This window comes from Paenibacillus brasilensis (assembly GCF_009363115.1).
GTDB classification, from domain to species: domain Bacteria; phylum Bacillota; class Bacilli; order Paenibacillales; family Paenibacillaceae; genus Paenibacillus; species Paenibacillus brasilensis.
On record NZ_CP045298.1, the window covers coordinates 2,738,274 to 2,764,377 of the forward strand.

The following is a 26,104-nucleotide window of genomic DNA, read 5'->3' on the forward strand; positions in this document are numbered from 1 at the left end:
TACAATGGTCAAACGCTGGAAAAAAGGAATTTTGCCTGTTCTATCTGCAATTTTGGTATTTTCTCTGGCCGCATGCAGCGGCTCGCCGTCTGCTCCACATGGAGGTTCTACCTCTGGTAGTACAGGCGGCTCTGGCTCGGATAGCAAGCAGGTGGATACGACTGCACTGGCAAGGGCAGTGAAGAACGACAAGGCTCCGATCAAGGGTGGTGTGATCAATTATGCGCTGGTGTACGATACTCCTTTTGAAGGTGTTCTGAATCCTGTATTTTATGATGGAAACCCCGATTATGAAGTCTTTAAATTTTTCTACCCTTCATTATTCTCCATCGACTCCAACCTCAATATTGACAATAAAGGAGCAGCGACGATTTCCTTTTCCGCAGACAATAAAGCGGTGACTGTCAAAATCGACCCCAAGCTGAACTGGACAGATGGTAATCCGGTAACAGCGGAGGACTATGCTTTTGCCTATGAGGTCATTGGCCACAAGGATTATGAAGGTCCACGTTACGACAGCTTTATGACGAACATTGTGGGCATGGAAGATTATCACGCTGGTAAGGCCAAAACTATTTCAGGCATCAAGGTGCTGAATGAGAAAGAGGTTGCGATTCAATTTAAACAGGCCACTCCTTCCATCAAATCAGGACTCTGGTCATTCCCACTGGAGAAAAAAGTGTTCAAGAGCATTCCTGTGAAGGATATGGCGGGATCTGATCCTGTCCGTAAAAACCCCATTGGCTACGGTCCGTTCAAAATTAAATCCATGGTTACAGGTGAATCTGTGGAATTCGTCAAAAACGACGATTATTTCCACGGTGTGCCCAAGCTGGACGGCCTTCATTTAAAGGTGGTGAACCCGAATGTCATTACCGAGGCGCTGAAAAGTGGAGAAATTGACTGGGCAGACTATCCAACTACCCGCTACGATGTGGCCAGTAATCCGAAAAATGTACAGTTTCTCGGTCAGGAGGAATTGTCTTATAGCTATGTAGGCTTTAAAATGGGCAAATTTGATCAGGCGAAAAATACAAATATCATGGACCCAAATGCCAAGCTGGCAAACAAGTCACTGCGTCTGGCCCTTGGCTATGCGCTCAATAATGAGCAGGTCGGCAAGCAGCTTTACCATGGACTTCGGATTCCGGCAACATCTCTGATCCCGCCTGCTTTTAAGGGATACCATGATACGAATGCGAAGGGCATCACGTATGACCCGGACAAGGCGAAAAAGCTGCTGGACGAGGCGGGCTATGTGGATACCAATGGAGATGGCTATCGTGAGGACCCTAAAGGCAAGGAACTGGTGCTCCATTATGCGGCAATGAGCGGGGATGCGACAGCTGAATCGCTGGCGAAGTTTTATTTGCAGAACTGGAAGGAAGTCGGACTACATGTCGAGCTGGTGGACGGTCGTCTGCTTGAGTTCAATTCCTTTTATGACCGTGTGCAAAAGGATGATCCCGGCATTGATATTTTTGGCGGTGCATGGAATACAGGTTCAGATGTAGACCCTAATGGGCTGTATGGACGCGGAGCCAACTTTAACTATTCGCGCTTTACGAGTGAAGAGAATGATAAGCTGCTGCAGGAAGGTGTGTCGGTGAAGGCCTTTGACGACAATTATCGTAAAGATATATATAATCAGTGGCAGGCGTATATGAGTGAGGAAGCACCAATTGTACCTACATTATTCCGTTACTCGTTGGAGGCGTTGAATAATCGAGTAGCCAATTACGATATCACCCGGGGCAAGGAGTACGATGCAGACACATTTGCGAATATAACGTTAACTGCGGAGAAAGCGGAAGTAGCCCAATAAGCTCAAAAAAGCGCAATAAACTTCAAAAAAGCGCGAACCGGAGTGATCCGATCTCGCGCTTTTTTAAGTCTTTTAACCAGTTTTGGGATTTCGAAGGGAGAGAAGGAAGACGGAAATACGTCAGCTTCAATACTTCATAGCGGTATGTGAGGAACTGCATTTTACGAAAGCCTCGGAAAAGATCGGAATCTCCCAGCCTACGCTGAGCTTGCAAATTAAAGCACTGGAGGAGGAGCTGGGAATGACGCTCTTCGATCGTGCAGGCAAAAAAATTAAAATGACAGAGGCCGGGAAATTACTCCTGCAACACAGTGCTCATGCCCTCAAGGATTTACAGCAAGCGAAGGCTTCCATTGAGGAGCTGCGCACCGAGCAACGTGGAAGCTTGCGGATGGGTATCGCACTTCCGGAGCTGGAGGAACCCTTGCAAGAGATGCTTATCCATTTTCATCGCTTATTTCCTAAAATCAGTCTGCATATCTGTCCATCATTCGATGTAACAGAGCAGGTGCTGGATAACCGGGTGGATATGGGTATTACACTGCATGCGGGTACGGATGACAGGCTTGTCCAGCTTCCTCTTCGCACGGAGAATTACTGTCTTATTGTCCCGGTACAGCATGTGTTCTCCAATCGTTCTTCCATTACACTCGACGAGTTGAGACATGTACCCTGGGCGATGCAGCCGGATTATCATCCTGGCAGGAGGCTGGTAGAGAAGTGCTTCCGTGATCGCGGGTATTGCTTTGCAACCGTCTTGGAGGCAAACTCGATCCCCTCAATCCTGCGCTGGGTGCAGGAGGGACTTGCTGTTACCCTACAGCCGGAGTCCCTCGCGGCAGTTCTCGATCATTCCCGTTTTTGTACTATACCTATTTTGCGGGGAGCACCTCAGGGTCAGCTAGAGCTGATTTATCGGTCTGATCGTTATCTTGGAGAAGCAGTGAAGCAATTGATTGGAAAAATACAGGCCGTGCTGATAGAGCGTTCCAGCTGGCGGCAGCCCTGATGAATGATAACAAGCTTTAATGTGTACGAACCTCCAGCCTGCGTGCAATCAGTGACATACTGTAATTGACAGCAAAGTACAGGAAGGCGGCGAACAGCAGAGCCGGAATGACAAAGGATTGATTTTGACCACTAACAATTTGAATGTTATGTGTTAGCTCCGGCAAACTGATAATGACAGCCAGCGAGGTATCCTTGAATAGAGAAATGAACTGGCTGACAATGGGTGGAACCATACGGCGAAGCGCTTGGGGCAGGATGATATGCCATAAGGTGCTGAAATAACTCAGCCCGGAGGAACGTGCGGCTTCCACCTGTCCTTTATGAACCGAATTGAGGCCGCTGCGCACAATCTCGGCGATCATGGCCCCTTCGAAGATCGACAGTCCCGTAATGGCTGCCCACTTGAGAGAAATGGAAAAACCGATGGATGGTAAAACCATGCCGATGAAGAAAATAATGAGCAATAATGGAAGATTGCGAATGAGATCAATGATAAAGGCCGCAACCTGTGAAATGACAGGTAAACGCGTATAGCGCAGGATGCCGAATACAATACCAAGAGCGAAGCTGAACACGATCGAGTAAATGGAGACCTCCAGCGTTAGCAGGAAGCCCTCCAGTATAAACCGCACATTAGGCCATACAAACAATCCACTGAAATCCATACAGGCTTCCCTCCTTAGGATGTTTTGGACAGGCGCCGCTCCATATACAGTACAAGAAAACTGAGCGGAACCGTCAATGTAAGGTACAACAACGCCGTGATGGCATAGACTGTGATGGGCAGGAAGGTATCCGAGTTAATCAGATCTGAGTAATACATTAGATCCAGTCCGGCTACTATGGCCAGCACAGATGAGTTTTTGACCAGATTGATGAATTGATTGCCAATTGCGGGCAGTACGACTTTGATCGCTTGCGGTAAAATAATGCTGATCATCGTCTGGTTGTAACTCAAGCCGGAGGACCTTGCCGCTTCAAATTGCCCCTTGGGAACAGCTTGAATGCCGGCCCGTATGGCTTCCGCAATAAAGGAGGCTGTGTATACGGTCAATCCAAGCGTTCCAGATACAAATCCGTCCAAAGGGATACCTAAAGTGGGCAGCCCGAGATAAAAAAACAGCACGACGATCAGCAACGGAATATTGCGAATGACCTCTACATAGACGGTACCGATCCAGTTGAGCCATTTAAAAGGCGCAATTCGAAGGATAGCGATGACAGCTCCCAGAATAAAGCTGCCGATCAAGGCAATGACGCTGGCTTGGACAGTATGAAGCAAGCCTTCTCTGAAACGATCGCCATGATCGAAAAGTACGTTGATATCAAAAGTAAGCATCTGCGCATTTACCTCCTTATCCAGAGCTATGGGGTGTATTCGAGGGTAGATAGTATTCCTTCTGGTGTGGTGTTACAGCAGAAAGAAAGAAAAGGAAGGAGCACGCAACCTGCGGCTCCTTCACAAGAGTACTATTCGGGTTTAACCCCAAGCCATTGCTCGTGGAGCTTATCGTATTCACCGCTGCTTTTTAGTTCCTTGATCGTATCATTAATGGCTTGCAGCAGTTCAGGCTGTCCCTTCTTCACTGCAATGCCGTAAGGTTCCTCTGTGAAGTTCCCGCCTACAAGAATATAATTCGGATCTTGTTTCTGCATGCCGAGCAGAATAGAGTTATCGGTAGTCAACGCATCCCCTTTACCTGCCTTGAGGGCGTTGAAGGCATCCTGATAGTTTTCGAACTCCAATATCGTCGCTTTAGGTGCTTTTTCACGAATGTTTTTTGCGGAGGTAGAGCCTTTAACGGCAAGTACCTTGGTATCCGGGGTCAGAGACTCCAGCCCGGTGATGGGGCTTCCTTTTTTCACGAGCAGAGATTGCCCGGCGTTAAAATAGACATCACTGAAATCGACCTGCTTTTTACGTTCATCCGAAATGGTCATGGTTGCGATAATGGCGTCGATGTCTCCGTTTTGCAGCATGGTGATACGTGTTTTGGATGTGACTTCCTTTAATTCAAGCTTGGTTTCATCGCCCAAAATATGTTTGGCTACAGCCTTCGCGATGTCGATATCAAAGCCTTCCACTTTCCCGCTGGCCGGGTCTTTCAGACCAAAGAGCTTGGTATCGTATTTAACTCCAACGACGAGCTTGCCTCGCTGTTTGATTGCCTCCAGACCATTCGCTGCCGTCTCGGTTCCCGACGTTGCCGTTTCTTGCTTGCCTCCACAGCCTGCAAGGACGAGCAGACAGGATAAGGCTACCAGCACCAAAGTACTCCATTGAAATCTTTTTCTCATCAGAACATTCCCCTTTCGATTTACGCTACGTGGTAGTTTGTTTAATGATGAATCAGGCGGCTCAGGAACAGACGAGCCCGTTCTTCGCCCGGATTCTGAAAAAATTCGGCAGGTTGACTATCTTCCAGAATCTGCCCTTTGTCCATAAAAATTACGCGATCCGCCACTTCGCGAGCAAAGCCCATTTCATGTGTGACGATGACCATCGTGATGCCCTGATGGGCGAGCGAGCGCATGACATCCAGTACCTCCCCGATGGTTTCGGGATCGAGCGCTGAAGTAGGCTCGTCAAACAGCATAATTTTCGGATTCATAGCGAGCCCGCGGGCGATCGCAACCCGCTGCTGTTGTCCACCGGACAATTGAGCGGGGTAGCTCTGTGCCTTTTCCTCGATTCCGACGCGTTTCAGATAGGTGATGGCGGTTTGTGAAGCTTCTTCCCTGGAGATGCCCAGCACCTTCATGGGTGCGAGTATAATGTTCTCAATCACCTTTTTGTGGGGGTACAGATTAAAATGCTGGAACACCATCCCGATATTGCGGCGGAAGGCGTTGATATCAATCTTTTTATCATGTACAGGTATTTCGTTGACGAACAGCTCCCCATCCGATATCGTCTCCAGACGATTAATGCAGCGAAGCAGGGTGCTTTTACCTGAGCCGGAGGGACCGATGATCACGACGACCTCGCCCTCCTTAATCTGAAGATTGATGTTTTTGAGTACATGGAAGTGACCGTAATGTTTGTTTACATTGCGAAACTGGATCAGAGAGCTCACCCCTTTTATGCTTGGATACATAGCTAGTACTTAGACTGGCATGATCAAGCTCTATTAATTTTCAAAATTTTCTCTCATGATACTATAAGCTTACAATAAAAAACAAGATTTTATGTCATATAACTTTACGCAAAATATATATTTGTATAATTTATTACTAGTTAAATGCTATTTATATGATGAAATCGAGTGGATATTCACAATTTTATGTTATTAAATTTGACATTAAATATTGATGTTCGACAGGCGAAGGGAGAAACGTGACAAAAGCAACGCTATGTTTTACAGTAGGGAGGAAGGAATTTAGGGTAAAGGAAGGTTAGTACAATGACGAAAGCTATTTCACCGCTTGTAACGGCATTGGGCATGGAGCCCCATCCGGAAGGCGGTTGGTACAAAGAGATGTGGAAGGCTAATTTTCAAATTCCAAAGCCTGTGCTGCCGGATGTATATTCAGGTCCGCGGTTTGCAGCTTCGTCGACTTATTTCTTGCTGCATCCGGGTGAATTTTCTGAGTGGCATGTTGTACATTCAGATGAGCTGTGGCTTTATCATAGTGGGAGCCCTGTGGAGTTGAAGCTGGGTGGAAGCGGAGATGAGCCCGGTGAGGAAACCGTAATTATCGTCGGTGCTGATGTGGAGGCCGGTCAGCATCCGCAAGCTCTGGTACCAGGAACAGTATGGCAAACGGCACGCCCGCTTGGGGATGAGCCTGTACTGGTAACCTGTGTTGTTGCACCGGGATTCCACTTTGATGATTTCAAGCTGATTGCAAAGAGTAAGGTGGAATAGGGATATTTTTTGCGGCGGGTATAATCTTGGATGAACAGGACTTGCCCGCCTGATTTGATGTTACGGGTATCTTTTTTAGTGTTAGAAAGTTGCCATTTGCTGTATACTTTGGACCTTTGTTTTTTTTTGAATACCTGCCGCAAAATTCCCTGGATGTTATAAGGAGCGCTGATTTTTTGCAGCAGCAGCTCTGCCAGAACTTTGACCTGATCGGCGTCATAGTCCTTCATAATGAGCAGAAATTCATCTCCCCCGATCCGAAAAGCCTTCTGATTGGAGTTCGTCACCTGGAGTAAATGATCGCTTACCCGTCTGAGCAGCTTATCACCTATTTGATGTCCATATGTGTCATTAATGGCTTTGAATCCATCCAGATCAAGATACATAATAGCAGTGCTCTCCTTGCTGTTGCGTTGTTTCCAATATAGTTCAAGTGCATTCCGATTAAACAGACCCGTTACAGGGTCCTGATAAGCAAGCTTCCGCAGCAAATTTCTTTCCATCACCACGGAACGTAAAAAAATAAACGTATATATCCACAGCGCCAGAGTTAGACCTATTAAAAATAAGGCTGTTAAAGATATACTCAATGGGGTCACCACCAATATAGTTTATAGGTTATTCTGCTATCCATTAGCGGTATTAGGACAGTTGTTTGGCATGAACGATGAGTCGATGTGTCGGGTTTACAAGAGGATCACATGTAATTAATGTGAGGAGTTTTTTTTCCTTGCTGCTTTTTAAAACGGAGACGTTGGAAGGAGCGACAATTGAGATGTTGTAGACCTTGTACAAGTATTTTTCACTCCGTGTGTGAATCAGAATCTGATCTCCGATTTTCACTTCATTTAGTCGGTTAAATAGACGTCCAGTCGTTCGTGAGCGATGAGCGGCTATGGCAGCATTCCCCACCTGACCGAGTGCCGCAGTCTCCGACATATGTACGGCTGCATATCTCATATGGTCTCGGGTCGCGCCTTCCAGTACAGGAAGTTCCAGCCCGATACGATCAATCTGGATTGTAGCGATTGGAGCTGGCTCTTCAGCCGATGAAGAAGAGGTGGTTTCAGACGATTGTGATCCATCCGCTGCTGCGGTATTTGTCAACCAACTGGACAATTGTGTATAGCCTTTAATCATTTCGGGAGTCAGTGTCGATTTATCTGTATTTGATAATGATTCAGCTTCTTGTAATAGCTCTTTTTGCTTCTGATTTTCCATCCATTCATTAACGGTAGGGAATAACATGATGATAATTCCTAAAATAATGCTCACGTATGCCAGCTTACGCAATAAAAAAGCCTCCCTTTAACAGTAATCCATAGAAGGACCATGTAAAATAATTCCCCTTCTCGCTAGTAGTAAGCTAAGAAGGGGGATTTTTGATTATAAGATGTTATTTATTTTTTATGTGTTCGTCTATAGCCCAGGTAGGCTCCCAGAAGAATTAAGAACATACCACTTAAATAGAAGGGAGCAGGACTGCTTTCTCCTGTCTGTGGCAATGTATTCACCTTAGGAGTATGACTCGGCTCGTTTGGATCTTTAGGCTTCTCTGCCGGTAGGCGGATGACGCCCGTAGGTACTGGATCTTCCTCGATCTTCACGGGTGGAGAAGGCTCCTGGTGAGGATCGGTTTCTGGTGCCCCTGGCTGCGCCTCTACCTCGGGATCTACAGGCGGCTGCTCAATAGTTGGAACGCCCAACGGAACATCCTCATCTTCGATGATTTGCGGCTCCTCGGTTGTTACGGGCGTAGCAGGCGTCGCAGGAGGCTCAGTTATTTCAGGGTCATTATCACGTTTTTTGCCTGAGCCCGGATTCGTAGGCGTACCCGGATTTGTAGGCGTACCTGGGTCTGTAGGTTTACCCGGACCCGGATCAACAGGAGTCTCCTTTTTATTGGTGATCACGATTTGTTTAATTCCTGAGCTTTGTTTAACGGCTGCATCTATCTTGATTGCAGTTTTTGGCTCTGTTATTTTGTAGCCTTCAGGAGCAGTCAGCTCCTCCAGAATGTAGTCATCATAACTTAATGAGGAGAATACGATTTTCCCGTCCGAATTGGTAGTTTGGACAAGAGGCGGTCTTTTCTGATCCTTGTCATAGAGTGCAAAACGTGCCCCGGACAGTACCTTATTATGATCGTCCTCGTCAATTTTGGTAATCTCCAGACTTCCCGTAACTCCTCCTCCTGATCCTGAACCAGAGGATGTACGCACGATAATTTCTTTACTTGTTTCCCTGGTTTCGGTGGTCAAACGGTCGCCCTCGAAATTGACCTTATTGCTGACTTTTGCCTTGTCTTCAGCTTGAATAAAGGATTGATATTCCAAAATATAGCCCGATGATATAGCCTTGTTAAAGGCGAGCTCAAAGGATTGCTGACCTTGATCAGTCGTTGTTATTTTTAGCTTATAATCCTGATCCCTGACTAATTCGGTGTCCTTAACAGCTTCTCCCTTGGCAGATACCTTGGTGGAATATAGATGAAAGGAATCCTCAATCAGAATTTGATTATTGCTGGGCGTATCCACGATTTCCGCGTTGGAGACATAGGATTGCCCTTCATTGATATGGATGTTCCAATCAATTTTATTTCCATTCTGAGCTCCGGATTTCGTCACGTATTCTCCACCGTGGGGCACAGTCACTTTGGCTGACCATTCCGAATCTACATTTTTTCCATCCATAAGCTGAGCGTCATTGTTAATCTCTTTATCAATAAGCTCTCCTTCCAATGTCGTTTGGAAAGTGACCCAGTAAGGAGAGTCGATGGACTGGTTAAACCGGATGGTCAATTCGTTGTTGTTATCGGCGGAAGGTAAAACAAGAGTATATTGGCTCGAAGGCACTTCGGCTCCCTTTTGTACACCATTCCACCACCCGAGCAGGTCCATATCGTATACTTTAACAGAACCTGGCACCAGCTTTTGGCCCTGTAATAATGTATCCCTTATTTCAGCATGGTTCAGAGTTTTGCGGTTATAGTTAGCCTTAATGTCCCATGTAATTTGCTTGGAGCTGGCATTGTAACTACCTGATTTAGCCCCATTTTGCTGGGTCATATTATCCGGCCATAATCGAGCTTCGGCCTCCGCGGTTTGTGTTGTTCCGTTGTATAACCAACTGATAGAGGCTTTGTTCCAAAAGTCCGGCTTGGTTTTGTCAAGTTTCCATTCGTTGTTAAATGTAGTTGTATAGCTGATTGTATACGTGTCTTGGATCGTTTTATGAAAACGTATCGTGAACCCTTTTTTATAATCCAGCGTAAGAGGGATCAGCTCATAGTCCGTCGGCGATGTTAGTGTTGTTTTTCCGTCCGCGCTTTGGATCTTCAATGTGTTCGGCAATAACGCCAGACCGCCATTCGGAAAGATATCGTTGATAACGACCTGGTCCATTGTATACTTATCCGCATTAATGGAAATGATCCAAGGAATCGTTTTGGTGTTATAGTTCGGCTCCTTATAGCCCTTGGTAATAATCACACTTTTCAGCTCTGTGGTCGTTTCTTTTGTTACTCCGTCCGATGTTACACTGTTCGTTATTTTGCCATTTTTAAGTACACGATCTATGGCCTTAGTCTGGTAACGGATTGTATATGGCGCATCAATATCCGCTTTGAAAGACAGGTTGAAGCCGTTGGTACCATTGTCGTCAATAACTGGAGTGACCATGTATTCCGATGCAGGAAGCTCCTCTTGCGTATCCCCTTTATACACTTTAAGTGAGCCTGTGATGAATTGTTGGCTGTTATTAAAACGGTCACTCAATACTGCTTTAGCTGCGGGGATTTTTTTGTTGGCAAAATTATATTTGATTGCCCATGAAATCGTTTGTGTGACCGCATCGTATTGCTCCACTTTTTTGCTTAGAAAATCCCCGCGTTTAATGGTAACTGTAGCTGATGCTGAGGTATCCTTCACATTATCTCCTGAAAAAGTGGCCGTGTTGGAGAAACGAGTGTCCTCGCTAGTGATGTTCGTAGAATATTGGATCCGGTATGCGCCGTTAATACGCTCTTCGTTAAAGCGGATTCTAAAGCCCGTACCATCCGGATCAGCTTCAACTGTATACTTATCTGTGCTAACAATGTCCCGCAGCTCAGTGGTTTCGTCCACATTGATTTGTAAATGATATACCCGGATGGAGTCTCTGATTAGCTCCAATCCTTGGGGAGTGGGATCGGTTATTACGGCGTGTTTTACAGGGTCCAATTGTTTATTTACATCGACCGTCCAATCAATCTCATTTTTTCCATCAAACTTCCCTTGCTTCTCCAAAGTAGGGCCGGATGCAGGCTTAATATTTACGATAGCCGTTTGCTCGCCGCCTTTGATTGGAATCGCAATAATGACTTGTGTACTGCCTTTTTCTATTTGTTTGCTAAACTCGGTTTGGATGTCCAGCTTACCGCTGACATTAGAGTGGCTTTCCACGTAATCATTAAAGGTCATGATCACTTTACCTTGGCGGTCTACGGTAAAATAACCTACTTCTCCATCCGCGTTCTTCAGAGGAGATGTGATGTCTGTGTAAATTTGAAATTGCTCAGGTAATTGAAAGGTAAAGGTGTCTCCAGCTTTGTACGTATGGTTCGGCAGCTCCCATTCATAGCCTAAATGGATGGCGGAGCCAATATCAATACGACTATCGGGATTATACACTGCATCAATAACACTTCCAGTGGAATCTGTGAGGGTTAGCTTGGTTAAAATACTTTCCTGAGTTGCCCGCGCTTCAGAAGTTGAGCCGGCAGTTGCCTCAATGGCTGGAGTCGGGATATCAGGCGGGATGTTAATCGGCTCCGAGGGCTTTGGGTAAACATCGTTAGTCACACTCTGAACCTGATCGGTTTCTGGAGTCACTGGCAGAGCAGAGTCGGGATTTTGTGCATAGGCCTGTGTTGTACTGAATAAGCATTGCAAAAAGAGCAATAACGCGACAATTGCTGTATTCCATTTTTTTCTCATACGGTAAACAAATCTCCTATTCTTAAAATACTTTTGTTTAGCGGCTAAATGGTTATTCCTTCGAGGTCGAGAGGGCTGTATTTATATATTCATCATTCAATCATATAATGCTAAGTTAGCCGCATTGAGCATGATCAGAATTTATTAAAATTCACATTCGGAGATGAATATCTCCTCCTTTTGTCCTGAAATCAGGATAATGGATTAGACTTCAATGTCTTTCTGGACTAGAATACATCCCACATCTCAACAATTTCTCAACAAGAATAGAAAAAAGAGCCTTGATCATGTGATCAAGGCTCTACGAAATGTAGTTCTATTTCTTCATTTTTAAAAAATAATATTAATAAAAATATTGATATTAATATTGCTTTGTTTTAATGTATTTGGAGGGATCTTTGATCATTTCGAATTTTTGTTTACCCTTATACAGGGCTGCATCTACTGTAGTGTCTACGACCACCCACTGGTTGTCGATGTAGACCTCATTCCAAGCATGGTAAGTATCCACGTAGGAAGATTTGCCCATAACCAGCTTGGTTGGTACATCTACACTTCGTAACATAGCAGCCATCAGTGAAGCATAACCATAGCAAATATCTTTTTGCGAGCTTAACGTACGATCAATTTCCGGCAGATAGTCAGTCGTTAAGGCGAAGGCCTGATTGGAGTCATACTTGATATGACTAATGATATAGTCATAGATTTTTTGAAGCTTCTCGCGATCCGTTGTTGCGCCTTGGGTTAATTCACGGGCTTTTTGAATCGCTTGATTGGTATCGCTCCAGTCAATATTTTGCACGGAATTGAGATATACCGCTTTGCTATCGTTTAGCTTTAACTCGATCGTATCTTGTCCTATCACTTTATACTGATTACCACTAAGCTGTTCCAAAATACTAATGCTATAGTTCCCATTACCCATTTGGAGAGGAAATACCTCCTCGGATTTTCCGGGTGTGAGATTATAAGAGTACTTTTGCGCATCTTTGGTAACCAAAATCTTGGTTTTAACGTTAGGTTTAACAGGGTAACGAACACTGACCGTACCATGATTTACATTGTTTTGATCCAACCATGCAACACTATCACTATCAGCAGCGTGAGCTGTCGAATTTAGGAGTGTTGTAGACAGCATAAAAAATAGGAGAAGTGCGGAAAATATCATTTTCCCCATAAAAAACTTCCTTTCGGTGGCCAGGCTGCCATCATAAATAGAAGGCCCTATAGCTTTGCGTCCCTGCCTTTCGACAGGTTTGCCATTTCGTATAAAGTTTTCGGGTAAAAAGGCACGACAAAAAGCCACTTCAACCGGTAGCTGGCTGCCATCATACAGAAGGCCCTGTAGCTTTGCGTCCTTGCCTTTCGACAAGTTTGCCATTTATCCTGAATAGCTTATATTCCTTATTCTATCAGTTAGGTACTCTATTAGGCAAGTTTAAATCTCAAATTTCCGCTATTTATCGACAAACCAAGCCTGCAGATTATACACAAGGCCTATTTTATACGATTTCCCCATTTTTTGCGGTAGGAATGAGGCGTTTCTCCAATGTGCTCTTTGAACAGATTGATAAAATGACTTGTGTTGGGAATGCCCACATATTGTGCGATGTCAACAATAGATACATCACTGGTTTTAAGCCAGCCCTGAGCAGCCGTGACACGAACATTAATAAGATATTCAATAGGAGAAAAGCCAGTCTGTTTTTTAAAGTTTTTAGCCAGGTTAAACTTGTTCAGTCTAAACATGTCTGCCAGTGAATCCAGCGTGATCCGTTCACAATAGGATTGATCCAGATATTGCTTTACCTTGCGCACCTCTGCAATTCCATCTGAATTCGCGTTGGGATTGGTGTAGGGGTGCTGTAAAATAACCGTTAACAATTCAACGATTAGCTTGGATGAGAGCAGTTCAGAGGATATGCTTCTTTCAGACTGTACATGTAATAATGTACGCAGCTTGTCCAATACCACACCTGGGTCCTTTAATGAGATTACAGGCTTATTGTGCTTGTCAAATTGTTCGTAGAAATTGTCAATCAGATTGCCGTGCAGATTAATACTAATAAACTCCCATGTCTCCTGACAGGAAGTTTTGTACTGTACATATTCTCCGCAATTAATAAAAAGCATGTCATAAGGCCTCAATATATATTCCTTGTCCCGGTATTGCAATTCCCCTCTCCCGGATAGGGTAAAAAGGAGCAAAAATGAGGAGAGCTTTTCCCGTTCCATTGCAAAAGCATCTGTTTTGAAATAGCCTATTTCCTGTATATAAAAGAGGGATTTTTTAGCGAAGGCAGAGGGTGTACATACAATTGCAACTGGATCTTCGCTCCAGAGACCCTGGGCATTTTTTTGTTTTGTTGTCATATCCAATTCCTTTACAAAAGAACAATTTTAGTAAGATAATTGAAGTTTGTTTTACGAATACCCTTTTAAAACCGGAGTTCCCATTTACAAAGGTTATTTTATCACATTAAAGTATGTTCATGTACAATAGAGATTGCACAATTGCTTAGAAATTTAACCAGTTGGTATCTGTGTGAAAAGGGACAAGTTTCTCCAGAATTTAATCGTTAAATGGATAGAATGAAGGGTGAGAGTTGAAAATAGTTGGTCTTTATGACGAATGCATCCTAATCCTGCAATTCCACTTTAGGGGCATATATCCTTTCGATCTTAGAAAAAATGGGACTATATTTCGACAAAATGATTCGTAGGGCTCACTTTGTTAGAAAATAGATTTGGCTCCAATGTTGTGTTCCTGTTCACGAACATGTATGAAGAGGTGTAGGTATGTGAACGCCATTTATGTAAATAGCGCAAATTCAGAATTTCACACACGATTTGTCGAAAATAGAGTGTGGCAAGCTTTTGGAATTCGTACAGGCAGTGATATGATGGGTAATATAGATCTAATGATATATATTCGACAGTTAGTTTGGAGGATCACAGGATGGGAAAAACAAAAAAAACGAAAACCGCAGCAGCTTGGTCACTTGTTATGATGGGAGCGGGCTTTGCTGCTACGTTACCTTTTCAACAATTTGGCTGGGCCCGTCTTTTGGCTGGATCTTTTGAGGCCGGACTGGTTGGAGGATTGGCAGACTGGTTTGCCGTAACCGCGTTATTCCGTCATCCGCTGGGCATTCCGATTCCACATACAGCGCTTCTCCCCAAAAATCGAGGAAAGCTGACCGATGCCTTGGTTAACACGGTCGAAAACAATTTACTTCATAAAGAAAGTATTGCATCTAAAATTGCCGATATTCGGCTGGCCGAGCTGGTGCTGAAAAGCGTGGAAAAAGGAATACGCACGCCTGAAGCGGTTACTTTCATAGATGTCCTTGCCAAGCGACTTGTCCGCTCGCTTCCGCTGGCGGAGCTGGCCCCGGTGATCGCGGCCGGGATTAAGCGGCAGGCGACTGAATTCGATATGGGGCCGTTGCTAGAGGCCCTCGCCCGGCAAGCTGGGGAGCGGAAGTATAACCAACAAGCGTTGGATTATGCGCTGGAGCAGACGGAGTCCTGGCTGCTGCGGGCAGACACCGGGGTTATGCTTGGTACCCTGGGGATGCAGGCCGTTAGCGGCTTGCAGGTCAGTGGACTCATGCAGTTTGCCCTGAACGCCTTCCTGGGCTATTTGAATGAGGAGCGTATGGGCGAGATGATTCGTCACTTTTTGCTGGACCGCGTAGCGGAGCTTCAAAATGAAGGACATCCGCACCGTCAGGCCGTCCTGGATGGTATCAACACACAGTTGATCCGTCTGGCAGCCAAAGATACGGTCAGGGAGGGGCTGAATCATTGGAAAAATACCTTTATTGATTCCTGGGAAGGTGATGCAGTTGTATCAGGGAAGCTCGAAGAGCTGCGCCGTCATCTGCTGGATTATATGGAGGACACCAGTTATGTAACGGCATACATTGTACCTTTAATGGATCAAATGCTGTCTGATTTATGGGAAAATACGGAGCTGCTGGACAAGATCAATTCGTGGATCGTGGCAAGTGTTACCGGAGTAGTGGAAGCAAACCACAGCCAAATTGGTGGTCTGGTCCGTGAAAATGTGAATAAAATGGATGAAGCTTCACTGATTGCTTTAATGGAGGACAAGCTGGGGCAGGATTTACAGTGGATACGGATTAACGGTGCGCTTACAGGTTTTCTGATTGGAATTGTGCTTACCGGGGTTCGTATGTTGCTTGAATAGCACGGACAATCTGTGCAAAGGAACAATAAGTGAAAATTGTGTAGATAAGGGTTGTGAAGCTATGAGGATTGTTACTATCCAATGCTGCTGCCAATGTTGCTGGTTCAAATGAGAGCCCGGCAGAGTGGTGTTGATGTATGGTACCGGATGACAAGTGGATGAGCAAGCGGAGATTTTTTTTTATTACGCTGTCATTCCTGATCGTAATTATCGGCCTGCGTTTGCTGTGGTTTGATTATTACCACAATCAGGATTATCCCCGGGCCAAGGCGGGAATTCTGGATCTGAGGGGCCTGGATTTGCAGGAGATGAAGACCCTACCATTAAATGGAGAGTGGGAGTTTTATCCTGGAGCTTTATCTTCTCCTGCTGAACTGGAATCCTTATTTATGCAGAAGCAGCGCCAGACCATTCAGGTACCCGGATTATGGAGTGAGTCGGTATCTCCCGTGGATCATAAGGCATATGGGGTTGGAACCTATCGGCTGCTTATTTTGAATGACAGGTTGGAGGATACTTTATATGGACTTCGGATCGGGAGGATTAGTACGGCATCCAACATATTTGTGAACGGCCGTTTAGTTAGTCATAGTGGACAGGTCTCTAACAAGGTCGAACAGCATACAGGATCGACCGTTCCGTTCACTGCTATGTTTGATACGAACAGAAAGGCCATAGAGATTGTCATTCAAGTATCCAATTATGATTTTCCTTCCAGCGGAGGAATTGTGAAGCCTATCATTTTCGGAAGCGCGGAGGCTGTGAATAGCCGAACCAACTTCGCGATCTCGATGCAAATCATGGTGTGTATTATTTTGCTGCTTCACGGGATATATGTAATCGTTATATTTTTTATGAATCCACAAAAGAAGGCGCTTCTGTATTTTGCGGGAATTGTAGTCTGCACGGTATTATCCATCCTGACAGACGATGACAAGCTTTTAATAGACTGGTTCCCCATCAATTTGAGTCTTTCGTTAAAAATAACCATACTTTCCTATATAGGAATAGGTATGTGTGTACTGAAGCTGGCGCAGTCTCTGTTGGTTCGATCCCGCATCATTCAGATTGTTTTTATAGGCCACTGTTGTTTTGCGGTTACGGTTTTATTTGCATCTACATCCAACCTTTATGCATTTTTGTTGGCTCTTATCGCATTTTCAGGCATTACCCTATGTGTTACGGTTCCAACGTTTACTTTTCTTAGAACATTCAGAGGGCAAAAAGAGGCTATTTTTCTGTTGCTCGCATCCCTTAGCATTGCTTCCAGCATACTGTGGGGCGTGTTCAAAACGAATGACCTCCCCTATTACCCTTGGGATATAGTGCTGGCCTTCGTGGCGTTTGCGTCCTATTGGTTCCAACGGTTTTTTAATACGAATACCGAGCTGAGAAGGTTGACGGTGAGACTGCAGCGCGCTGATCAGGTGAAAAATGAATTTTTGGCCAACACCTCTCATGAGCTGCGAAATCCTCTGCATGGGATGATTAATATAGCACAGACCGTGCTGGAGAATCAGAATGGCGCCCTGGACGAGCCCAGCAAGAGAAACATGCAATTGCTCGTTACGGTCGGTCGTCGTATGTCCTTATTATTGAATGATTTGCTGGATGTTACACGTCTGCGTGAGAAAGATATTCTTCTGGAAAAAAGAAGCTTGAAGCCCCAGGCTGTAGCCTCGGGTGTGCTGGATATGCTTCAATTCATGACAGATGGTAAACCTCTAAACATGGTGGTAAACATCCCTGCTGATTTTCCAAATGTATTAGCGGATGAAAACCGGGTAATCCAAATCCTGTTCAATCTCCTTCACAATGCGGTCAAATATACTGCTAAGGGGACCATTTCTGTTCACGCACACATCCAAGGTGAAATGGCCAGTATTGAGGTTCGTGACACGGGCGTTGGGATGGATGAGGAGACGCAAAAGCGAATATTTTATCCATATGAACAAGGAGATTCTCATTTAACGGTTATTGGGGATGGGCTAGGACTAGGGTTGAGCATTAGCAAGCAATTGGTGGAGCTTCATGGGGGATCTCTGAGTGTATGCTCTGAACTTGGGCAAGGCTCAACCTTTTCTTTCACGCTACCGCTTGACCCCTCACCTGTACCCGACGAACTACGAGATAACGAGCAGGTGCGTATGGATGAAACGGCAGATACTGATTTTATAGCTTTGCAGAATGAAGCTGTGATGCAGGTTGCGGCAGGCTCTGCACGGTCGGCCATACTCGCGGTAGATGATGATCCGGTTAATTTAAGGGTGTTAGAGGGCATTCTCGCCTCGGAAACGGAGTCTTATGATCTTGTCACTGTAACCAGTGCCCAGGAGGCTCTGCATAGGTTGGATCAGCGGGAATGGGATTTAATTATAGCGGATGTCATGATGCCTCAAATGTCGGGTTATGAGTTAACTCGGCGTGTGAGGGAATACTTTAGCATTTCCGAGCTGCCTGTGCTGCTGTTGACGGCACGTAGTCAGCAGGAGGACTTATATACGGGATTTCTTGCCGGGGCCAACGATTATATTATGAAGCCTGTAGATTCCATGGAATTGAAATCCAGGGTCCGTGCCTTGACTGATGTTAAAAAGTCCGCAAGGGAACAGCTTTGGATGGAGGCTGCATGGTTACAGGCGCAAATCAAACCTCATTTTTTGTTTAACACCTTGAATACCATTGCATCCTTAAGTCATGTGGATCATGCCAGAATGGTGGAGCTTATTGAAGAGTTCGGCAAATATTTAAGATCAAGCTTCAATCCTCAAAATATTGATAGAGTCGTATCACTGGAATACGAGCTTTCACTCCTGAGATCTTATCTTTATATAGAGAAGGAGCGTTTTGGGAATAGATTAGATATTGTATGGGAAGTAGACGAACAGGTGTCCTTGCTTCTGCCGCCGTTATCAATCCAGCCACTTGCGGAAAATGCGATCAGGCATGGTATCATGAATCGGATAGATGGAGGAACATTGTGCATTCGAATTCAGCAGCGGGAGGATGGCACAGAAATAGCCATTATGGATGACGGTATGGGTATGAGTCAGGAGGAGCTGGATCGTCTGCTGGATCCTCAGCAAGAACAGCATAGCGGGATTGGGTTACGGAATACGGACCGACGTCTGAAGCAAGTATTCGGTAAGGGGCTGTATATTAGTAGTCGTCCCAATCAGGGTACAACGGTGAGCTTCCATGTTCCCCGGATACAAAGGCAAGAAACTTAATATCTCTGTCCCGTAGGACCTCATGCAGAACGAGGCGAAGCAAGTGCCGGTTCTGATGAGGTTCTACGGGTTCCCGAGAATGACTCTAGCCGTGAGATTAGGCATGTGCCATTTGCCACTCTATAAACCAATTCGTAATTTGTTCATTGGGCTTCTCATGAAGTTCTTCCCATAAGACGGATGATAACAAATCATACCACTTGTTAACTAGGCTATTTTTGTTCATATCAGCATAGGTTTTCATTAATCCCCAGTAGGCTTCCTCTGCTTGGGGGTGACGACTGCAGATGCCCTCATAAATTGAGACCGCTTCTTCAGGCTGGGAGTTCCCTCTATACCACTCTGCCATTTTTAATGAGGTGGATAACCACATTTTATGCAGTCTTTGGCGTTCACTTTCAACCCACCAAAAATCATATTCCTGTAAATAGTCCCCTTTGTATAATTCCATCATTTTAGCATAATAGGGAATGGATTCCTTGTTCATCTGTGGAGCGGATGCCAGGAGGGACTCCCATCTTTCTGTATCTAACAGCACGTTTTGCGTATGCAAAATATAACCGCCATTAGTGTTGGAAATATCTAAAAAGGAATGATACGGCGCTATCGTTTTTCTAATGTAATAAGCGGCAGTATATAAAAGAGAGTAGGCCTTATCTTCTTCATATTCCGGCCATAGTAATTCAATCAAGGCTGATTTGCGAACCCATTGGTCATGGTTTTGGAGCAGGTACAAAAACAACTCCTGAGTCTTTTTGGTTCTCCACTGAAGAACAGTGGGCTGCTGATCCGGTAATGTGAAGACAACATGTTGAAAAACCTGTAAATGAAGAAGGGAAGGCTGATCCGAAGGTATGGAGACAGCTTGATCCTCACGCTTCAGAATGCGATTCATGGTTTTGATGAGACGTTCTGTTGTGACCGGCTTGAGCAGATAATCCAGCGCATTAAGCTCGAAGGCCTGGATAGCGTACTTATCGTAAGCCGTAACAAATACAATCTGAATATGGGGTTTGTACTCCAAAATTTGACTTGCTAATTCAATTCCGCTGATCTCTGGAAGTCTTACATCCAAAAAGGCTATGTCTATATCATCAAGTAAAATATAGTCCTTAGCCACGAACGGATTCGTAAAAGCTCCTGCAATATGTATGCCGTGTAACTTGCCAAGCAGACGCTTCATATAATCCAAAGCTAATTCTTCATCATCGACAATAACAATCCTTGTCAATTTCTCTGATTTTTCCACGTGTGCTTTACTCCTTTTTAGGCAGATACATCTTATTATATAGGATAACTTGGCTGCGGCTATAAACAAAAGGTTGTAGAAGAGAAAAATTTTAAATAAAAAGACGGGCTGCGATGGGCCACCGTTAAGATGGATGATCGCAAGCCCGCCTGTTAGGATGTTTACTATACTTAAGCTTGACTGACAGTATTGGAGGTATATTTACAGAACCCAGCGTGTGACCTTTTCCAGGGGCTGCCTGGATTTTTCCCGCTTAGGCTCATGAGCGCGATAACCGAAGGCGGCAATGACCGAAATATCCAGTCGTCCGTCCTCCAGCAGTCCTTCTTCCTCCAGAATGGCGTGCACCTGATCGTAGTTAAAGCCCTCAATCGGGCATGAATCAATGCCGATCTGAGCTGCCGCCGTCATCATATTGCCCAAGGCGATATAGGTCTGCTTGGAAGCCCAGTCGAATAACGTACGCTCGTTTTCCAGCAGACGTTGATTTTCACCCTGAAAAATTTTGTAGCGTCCCGGTAGCGAAGCAAATTCTTCCTCGGACATGCCTTTTACCTCTTTATACATATACTCCACGTAAGGAGAATCATATCGTACATCCTTACGCGCCAAAATGAGGACGACATGGCTGGCCGCAGGAATCTGCTTTTGTCCCCCGCTGGACACCGCAGCCAGCTTTTGTCTTAAAGCTTGATTTTGTACAACCACAAACTGCCACGGTTCAAAACCGACGGAGCTTGGGGAAAGCCGACCGGTTTCAAGAATGAATTGAAAATCCTCATTCGGTATGATGCGATCAGGATCGAATTCCTTCGTGGCGTGTCGGAACAGAAAAGCATCCAGAATCTCCTGTTTTTTAGCGGATGTATTGGACATAAAACGTATTCCCTCCAGTTGGATTTAGTTGGTGCTTCATATATTTTCTGCTAATATAATGAGAGCTGATAGCGAATATATAGTCATCATATAGAAAGTTTCTTGAGGGAACAAGTACGCACATATTTGTTCCTTGTCACCAATCTGGGGCTATGGATCTATATCCTGCAGAAAGAAGGGGAAAGATGACACAAAAAATGGAAAATGGAGTTAGCGTGAATTTTGGATGTCCAGTGGCGAAAACTGTAGGGGTTATAGGCGGTAAATGGAAGGGAGTGATTCTATATCATTTGACCACCGGACCACGGCGTTACAACGAAATTCGGCGAACCTTGCCCAATATTACACAGCGGATGCTGACCTTGCAGTTGCGTGAGTTGGAACGGGACGGCATTGTACATCGTCAAATTTATAACGAGAATCCACCACATGTAGAATACTCGCTTACCCCGTTGGGGGATACATTAAGGCCGTTGCTGGATTTTATGAGAGACTGGGGTATCTTTTATGGGGAGCAGAATCGCGAGCCTGCGGCGACAACATCCGATTCGGGAAAGCATTTTTGTTAAGGTGGGCATAAGGAAAGCCCGCTGACGATTTCATCCAAGATGCACGAGATCGTTAGCGGGCGCAGTAAGAGCAGGGTTATTTAAACTCGATGGCCTCGTTCATTTTCGTCCAAGCCGTTTCTCCAATGATGCCCAGCCGCCAGATGGCGATGCCTTTAAGGTCATAACGTTTGGCTAGGCCGACCTTGGCGTTAACAGTGCTGTCTTTTTCGCTACCCATCGAAATCCCCAAAATCAGCTTGTCCCGCGAGGTTTCCTTCAAGGCCAGCTTTATGGCTTCGTCTACTTTGTCCAAAGGCTCAGGCGTCGCCTTTTGACCATAATCATAAGCCATAATGATCAGATCGTCCGCCAGATTGCCCAGCGTCTTGTAATCATAGCCAGCGTAAGAGCTGTTCAGCGGATGCAGAACGACGGTGAGCTTGAGTCCAGCCTGATGCGCTTTGGCAGACAGCTTTTGAATAAAAGCGTTGTAGTCTGAACGCGCTTTGGCTTTATCACCGCTCCAGCCCAGACCCTCCAGATCAAGCGTGATGCCCTTAAACTGCTTATCGGTGGCAGTGCTGACGATTTGGGGAATGGCCTGTTCTTGAAGCTGAGCATTTTCCAAAACCTTGGTCAACTCGTGATTACCGTCACCGGAATAGACCATCAGATAAGGGGACGTCCCCTGGCTGTCTGCCTCCTGTACAATAGAATCCGGTGTTACGGTTCCAGCGGCTTGAGGCCATTTGTATTCTTTGCCAGTTGTCGTAAACTGCCCGTTCGTATCAATTCGGCTCCAGCCGAAGGCTACTGCGTTAAAATTAGGTATCTTGGATCGCTGGTCAAAAGAAGATAGCGCATAGAAGCCTACCGTATACATGGCCTCACGTGGCGATGTAATAGAGACGGTCCGTGTTGCCTGATTCCAGTTCACCGCGGCCCCGAATTGCTGCCCGAAAAATCCTAACGGGATCATCGTGCTCCCGTGTACGGTTTGGGGTGCAGCTGTTAGTTGCACCGTTTGCCCGTCCACTGTGGCATTGCGGCTGTCCATTTTCAGAACCACCTGCTTGGTTACAGAGCCTTGTGATTTGGTAGCGGTGATGCTTTGGCTAGCCTGATCCCATTTTACTGTAATGCCCAGAGCCTCAGATATAGCACGAAAAGGAACCATGGTCGTTCCGTTCATCATTGCGGGCTGTACGGGGAACGGTAACGGGTATCCGTCCAGCACAATGCTGACCTTGCCCGCCTCCGCCTGAGCCAAGGGGCTATAGATGCCCGCTGCTGTACTCAGAAAAATAGCGCTAGATAACAGAGCCTTATTTACGATTTTCATCCTATGATCTCCTATGCTCAATAGATTGCAAAGCTATTATGCTAGAATCGTGAGGTTTCTACCATTTTACCAAAAAAATGATAGATAGGTGAATGTGAAATGTAGGATGAGATGAACCCGAGTATATCTTAGCGTGGGTATTATGTTTTTTGGTTGGTGTACCCATATAAAAAAACAACCATTGACAGCTGTTAAGCCATTCAATGATTGTTTTTGTTGAGCGTGCTCAGAGGTGCGTATTTTCTAGGCGGTCAAATCCGTTCAGTGGAGGAGCAAGCCACTGTGTATCTATAGTAATCAGAACAATTTAGATTACTTGCGGGGCTTGAGTGCAATGCCGACAGCTGCTGCACCAAGCACGACTGCAATAATCGAGAGGATGAGAGCGGTCGTTTGTACAGCCGGGCTGGCTGGAGCTGTAGCGGTAGACGCAGCTTCCGTAGCAGGGCTCGAAGCGGGTGCAGGGCTACTGCTTTCTTTGGTCGTGTCTGTGCTCGCATGGCCTGCTGCGGTGCCAGCCGAATCGTGCCCGCTGTCTGTGGCATGGGCAGGGGTTTCGGATATAGCCTCTGTCGTTATTTTGGTAATGGAATGAGGTGTGCTGCTTTCTTCGTCGCCTGTCCATTCCACAATGCTTCCGTCACTATAATACTGGAAGGCGTCCCAAGATGCTTCGGTATTCTGGTTTGCATTTTGTGCTACAAAGCTGAAGCGCTGGTATTGTCCTGCTTGAATACCGTCTTTTTCCGTTGTCCAGGTCACGGTGGTTACTTTACCGGAGCTGTCCTTTTCAGTAGCTACCTTCCAATCCGGTATGGGCTCGTATTGTTTAAAAACGACCTCTTTCGGAATTTTCAAAGCAACTTTGGTGGTGGGGATGTTTTTCTCCACGGGTACCTTCAGCGTGTAGGTTTCCCACGCATTGGGCTGCGAAACGGAAGGCTTTACCGTCACGTGTGCACTGGCCATACCTGCAAAAAGCAAGGCGCCTGCTGCAATCAAGCCCGCTGACGCCGCAAACCTGGAAAATCTGGATTTCACCGATTGAATCGTTGTATTCATATTTATTTCGCTCCTTTAAAGCAATAAATTGATTATTTTTTCCCGCCTACGTGCAGCGTAAAGTAGGCATCAACCGCATCCAGAGATGCCGTCAGGGCGTGTACTTTGACCACCCATGTTCCTTCGGCAGTTATCAATTCCTGACTGCGGAAGGGCTGCTGCTTCACGGGGAGAACAAATTCCTGCCGAGCTTTGTCAGGGTCTGCCGGAACGAGCGTCAATGAAACCTGCTGAATTCCTGAAACCGCATTCCCTTTGCTATCCTGAATAGTCACCTTAAATTCATTGCTGCCCACAGCATTGGGGCTGACTCCCAGCCTGACGTTATACTCGCCTGTAGTGTGTGTCTCCTCGAACGGTACAGCGGGTGCCTGACCAGGGGACAGATGGGTGAGCAGCGCAGCCAACAGCAGCACGAGCAGGCCGACGGACAGCTCGGCTCGTAACCCCACGGCGGCCCGCCGGGTCGCCGCCGCTTGTCGTGCGCTGCGGAATTGGCTGGCCGCGAAGGCCAGCATGACCAGCAGCAGCGCTGCTTTCCCGAGCAGAACGAGTCCATAGGACGTGTTCAGCAGCAAGGAGGGAGCCGGTACGTACAGCACGGCTCCATAGATACCGGTGGCGAGCAGCGCTGCCACCATAGCAATGCCCCAGCCGGCGAAGCGACGCAGAGCTGCTTGTCGCAGAGCTGCCCGCTCCGACACGGGCAGCTCCGAGCCGGCAACAGGCAGGCACACGGTCATGACGGCAAGTGAGCCGATCCAAAAGGCTGACGCCGCCAGGTGGACAAAGTCCGCGGCGATGGCCGGAGCCGGATGGGTAGCCGCTGCCGGGTGGCCGACAAAGGCCTTGGACAGCATGACGCTCAGCGTCAGGATGACAGAGCTGTAGCCCCACAGACGGCGCTGACGAATGGAAATGCTGTGATCCAGCGCGTAAATCAGCGTTACACTCAGCAGCAGTACGAGAACCATCTGGACGAACCAGACTTGTCCTGCCCCTGTAAACTGGAGCGCTTCTCCCAGGATCGAGAATGTAAAGCCCTGCCCGATGGAAACCCCCGCATCCCAAGAGGCCTGAAGCGGCAGACTGATCAAAATGGCGGCAGATGTTATGGCGTAGCCGCTCCATAGCAGCACGGGCCAGCGGGGTAATGTGGCAAAGGAGCGTTGATCAAGCTCCTGCGGTGTCCTTGCTTCCTTGCTATTGCCTTGGCTTAAGCTCGGCAAGATGAACAAACGGAAGCAAAGCGCTCCAAAAAGCAGCGATATTCCTATGTAAAGGAACCACCGGACAGCGATTAAGTCGGGTCGTGATGCTGCTGAGCCTTCAGGCGTGGCAGCTGGGTTGGTATACGCATTGGAGCCGCTACCGACTTGAAAGGGAATGACCCCATTAATCGGATGTCCGTCCGCGGACAATGCTCTCCAATTGACGGTGTAAATTCCACCCTTCATCCCCGGAATCAGTTTGATTTCCATGGTGGCCTTATGTTCCGGGTTGAGCTGTGCTTGTCCTGTATCGACTCGCTTGCCTGTTTCATCGGTCACCTTGATCGACATAAAGGCAGGCTGCAAATCCTCATTGAAGGTGATGCTCACCTGTGAAGGCGACTTGTCCAAAACCTGATTTTCGGTCGGACTGGATTCAACGACAAATGCATGAGCCCATGATGAGCGAGGAAACAGGATAAGAAGTGGTAGGCACAGCAATAGAAGACAAGCCATACGAGCTGGCCTGGACAGGTACAACATGCTTGTGAAGTCACCTTCTCTCGATTACTTGAAGCGAGGATATCCTCATTTGTATTATTTTATACGGACAAACCCAATCTCTATCTATCATAGTGCATATCGTGTGAATGGATGGAGCGAATTATGACATTTATATGAAATTT

19 protein-coding genes, 2 pseudogenes and 2 riboswitches are annotated in these 26,104 nt (G+C 46.2%); of the genes and pseudogenes, 7 read left to right on the forward strand and 14 right to left on the reverse strand.

Features of this window, described 5'->3' with window-relative positions:
• The first annotated feature begins 4 nt into the window (after window positions 1-4).
• The 3 genes and pseudogenes from opp4A (at window position 5) to GCU48_RS12865 (ending at window position 2,834) form a co-directional block, all read left to right on the forward strand.
• The gene (opp4A, locus tag GCU48_RS12860) at window positions 5-1,825 is read left to right on the forward strand and encodes an oligopeptide ABC transporter substrate-binding protein (RefSeq protein ID WP_152380243.1); all 1,821 of its coding nucleotides are present in this window, start codon (window positions 5-7) and stop codon (window positions 1,823-1,825) included.
• Window positions 1,826-1,907: 82 nt separating this feature from the next.
• Window positions 1,908-2,060 (forward strand): annotated as a pseudogene (locus GCU48_RS27940) (LysR family transcriptional regulator); the annotation flags it as partial.
• Between the two features lie 6 nt (window positions 2,061-2,066).
• Window positions 2,067-2,834: a LysR substrate-binding domain-containing protein gene (locus GCU48_RS12865; RefSeq protein ID WP_244316280.1), complete on the forward strand. Its 768-nt coding sequence runs from the start codon at window positions 2,067-2,069 to the stop codon at window positions 2,832-2,834.
• 16 nt (window positions 2,835-2,850) lie between these two features.
• On the opposite strand, the gene GCU48_RS12870 is transcribed toward GCU48_RS12865, so the two are convergent.
• The 4 genes from GCU48_RS12870 to GCU48_RS12885 all read right to left on the reverse strand — a co-directional run bounded on the left by GCU48_RS12870 (window position 2,851) and on the right by GCU48_RS12885 (window position 5,934).
• Window positions 2,851-3,501 carry an amino acid ABC transporter permease gene (locus GCU48_RS12870; protein ID WP_152380245.1) on the reverse strand — a complete coding sequence of 217 codons (651 nt, stop codon included), beginning with the start codon at window positions 3,499-3,501 and terminating at the stop codon, window positions 2,851-2,853.
• A 14-nt stretch (window positions 3,502-3,515) separates the two neighbouring features.
• The gene (locus GCU48_RS12875; protein WP_152380246.1) at window positions 3,516-4,175 is read right to left on the reverse strand and encodes an amino acid ABC transporter permease; all 660 of its coding nucleotides are present in this window, start codon (window positions 4,173-4,175) and stop codon (window positions 3,516-3,518) included.
• A 131-nt stretch (window positions 4,176-4,306) separates the two neighbouring features.
• Window positions 4,307-5,134, reverse strand: a complete 828-nt coding sequence (locus tag GCU48_RS12880) for a transporter substrate-binding domain-containing protein (RefSeq protein WP_025721462.1) — start codon at window positions 5,132-5,134, stop codon at window positions 4,307-4,309.
• Between the two features lie 41 nt (window positions 5,135-5,175).
• On the reverse strand, window positions 5,176-5,934 hold the full coding sequence (locus GCU48_RS12885) for an amino acid ABC transporter ATP-binding protein (RefSeq protein ID WP_049825300.1): 759 nt from the start codon (window positions 5,932-5,934) through the stop codon (window positions 5,176-5,178).
• A 306-nt stretch (window positions 5,935-6,240) separates the two neighbouring features.
• Between GCU48_RS12885 and GCU48_RS12890 the strand changes: the two genes are divergently transcribed.
• The gene (locus tag GCU48_RS12890; protein ID WP_152380247.1) at window positions 6,241-6,705 is read left to right on the forward strand and encodes a cupin domain-containing protein; all 465 of its coding nucleotides are present in this window, start codon (window positions 6,241-6,243) and stop codon (window positions 6,703-6,705) included.
• Window positions 6,706-6,902: 197 nt separating this feature from the next.
• On the opposite strand, the pseudogene GCU48_RS12895 reads toward GCU48_RS12890, so the two are convergent.
• The 5 genes and pseudogenes from GCU48_RS12895 to GCU48_RS12915 all read right to left on the reverse strand — a co-directional run.
• Window positions 6,903-7,208 (reverse strand): annotated as a pseudogene (locus tag GCU48_RS12895) (GGDEF domain-containing protein); the annotation flags it as partial.
• A gap of 139 nt (window positions 7,209-7,347) precedes the next feature.
• Window positions 7,348-7,998, reverse strand: coding sequence for a class D sortase (locus tag GCU48_RS12900; protein WP_244316223.1), 651 nt, complete (start codon window positions 7,996-7,998; stop codon window positions 7,348-7,350).
• A gap of 107 nt (window positions 7,999-8,105) precedes the next feature.
• Entirely contained in the window at window positions 8,106-11,681 is a 3,576-nt protein-coding gene (locus GCU48_RS12905) for an LPXTG cell wall anchor domain-containing protein (protein WP_152380248.1), read from the reverse strand.
• 361 nt (window positions 11,682-12,042) lie between these two features.
• Window positions 12,043-12,858: a transglutaminase-like domain-containing protein gene (locus GCU48_RS12910; RefSeq protein WP_244316225.1), complete on the reverse strand. Its 816-nt coding sequence runs from the start codon at window positions 12,856-12,858 to the stop codon at window positions 12,043-12,045.
• 12 nt (window positions 12,859-12,870) lie between these two features.
• A riboswitch (cyclic di-GMP riboswitch) is annotated at window positions 12,871-12,952 on the reverse strand.
• Between the two features lie 39 nt (window positions 12,953-12,991).
• Window positions 12,992-13,070: riboswitch (cyclic di-GMP riboswitch) on the reverse strand.
• Window positions 13,071-13,178: 108 nt separating this feature from the next.
• Complete coding sequence (locus GCU48_RS12915) at window positions 13,179-14,054, reverse strand: AraC family transcriptional regulator (protein ID WP_152380249.1); 876 nt, start codon at window positions 14,052-14,054, stop codon at window positions 13,179-13,181.
• Window positions 14,055-14,640: 586 nt separating this feature from the next.
• On the opposite strand from GCU48_RS12915, the gene GCU48_RS12920 reads away from it, so the two are divergent.
• Complete coding sequence (locus GCU48_RS12920) at window positions 14,641-15,897, forward strand: DUF445 domain-containing protein (RefSeq protein ID WP_152380250.1); 1,257 nt, start codon at window positions 14,641-14,643, stop codon at window positions 15,895-15,897.
• A gap of 158 nt (window positions 15,898-16,055) precedes the next feature.
• Window positions 16,056-19,127: a hybrid sensor histidine kinase/response regulator gene (locus GCU48_RS12925; protein ID WP_152380251.1), complete on the forward strand. Its 3,072-nt coding sequence runs from the start codon at window positions 16,056-16,058 to the stop codon at window positions 19,125-19,127.
• A gap of 97 nt (window positions 19,128-19,224) precedes the next feature.
• Here GCU48_RS12925 and GCU48_RS12930 read toward each other — a convergent pair whose 3' ends face one another.
• Window positions 19,225-20,376: a response regulator gene (locus GCU48_RS12930; protein ID WP_152380252.1), complete on the reverse strand. Its 1,152-nt coding sequence runs from the start codon at window positions 20,374-20,376 to the stop codon at window positions 19,225-19,227.
• A gap of 201 nt (window positions 20,377-20,577) precedes the next feature.
• On the reverse strand, window positions 20,578-21,252 hold the full coding sequence (locus tag GCU48_RS12935; protein ID WP_152380253.1) for an NAD(P)H-dependent oxidoreductase: 675 nt from the start codon (window positions 21,250-21,252) through the stop codon (window positions 20,578-20,580).
• Window positions 21,253-21,437: 185 nt separating this feature from the next.
• Between GCU48_RS12935 and GCU48_RS12940 the strand changes: the two genes are divergently transcribed.
• Entirely contained in the window at window positions 21,438-21,821 is a 384-nt protein-coding gene (locus GCU48_RS12940; RefSeq protein WP_152380254.1) for a winged helix-turn-helix transcriptional regulator, read from the forward strand.
• 76 nt (window positions 21,822-21,897) lie between these two features.
• Here GCU48_RS12940 and GCU48_RS12945 read toward each other — a convergent pair whose 3' ends face one another.
• From GCU48_RS12945 to GCU48_RS12955, 3 genes are all read right to left on the reverse strand, one after another.
• The gene (locus GCU48_RS12945) at window positions 21,898-23,145 is read right to left on the reverse strand and encodes a stalk domain-containing protein (RefSeq protein ID WP_152380255.1); all 1,248 of its coding nucleotides are present in this window, start codon (window positions 23,143-23,145) and stop codon (window positions 21,898-21,900) included.
• Between the two features lie 312 nt (window positions 23,146-23,457).
• On the reverse strand, window positions 23,458-24,207 hold the full coding sequence (locus GCU48_RS12950) for a YcnI family copper-binding membrane protein (protein WP_152380256.1): 750 nt from the start codon (window positions 24,205-24,207) through the stop codon (window positions 23,458-23,460).
• 32 nt (window positions 24,208-24,239) lie between these two features.
• Complete coding sequence (locus GCU48_RS12955; protein WP_152380257.1) at window positions 24,240-25,961, reverse strand: copper resistance CopC/CopD family protein; 1,722 nt, start codon at window positions 25,959-25,961, stop codon at window positions 24,240-24,242.
• Window positions 25,962-26,104: the final 143 nt, after the last annotated feature.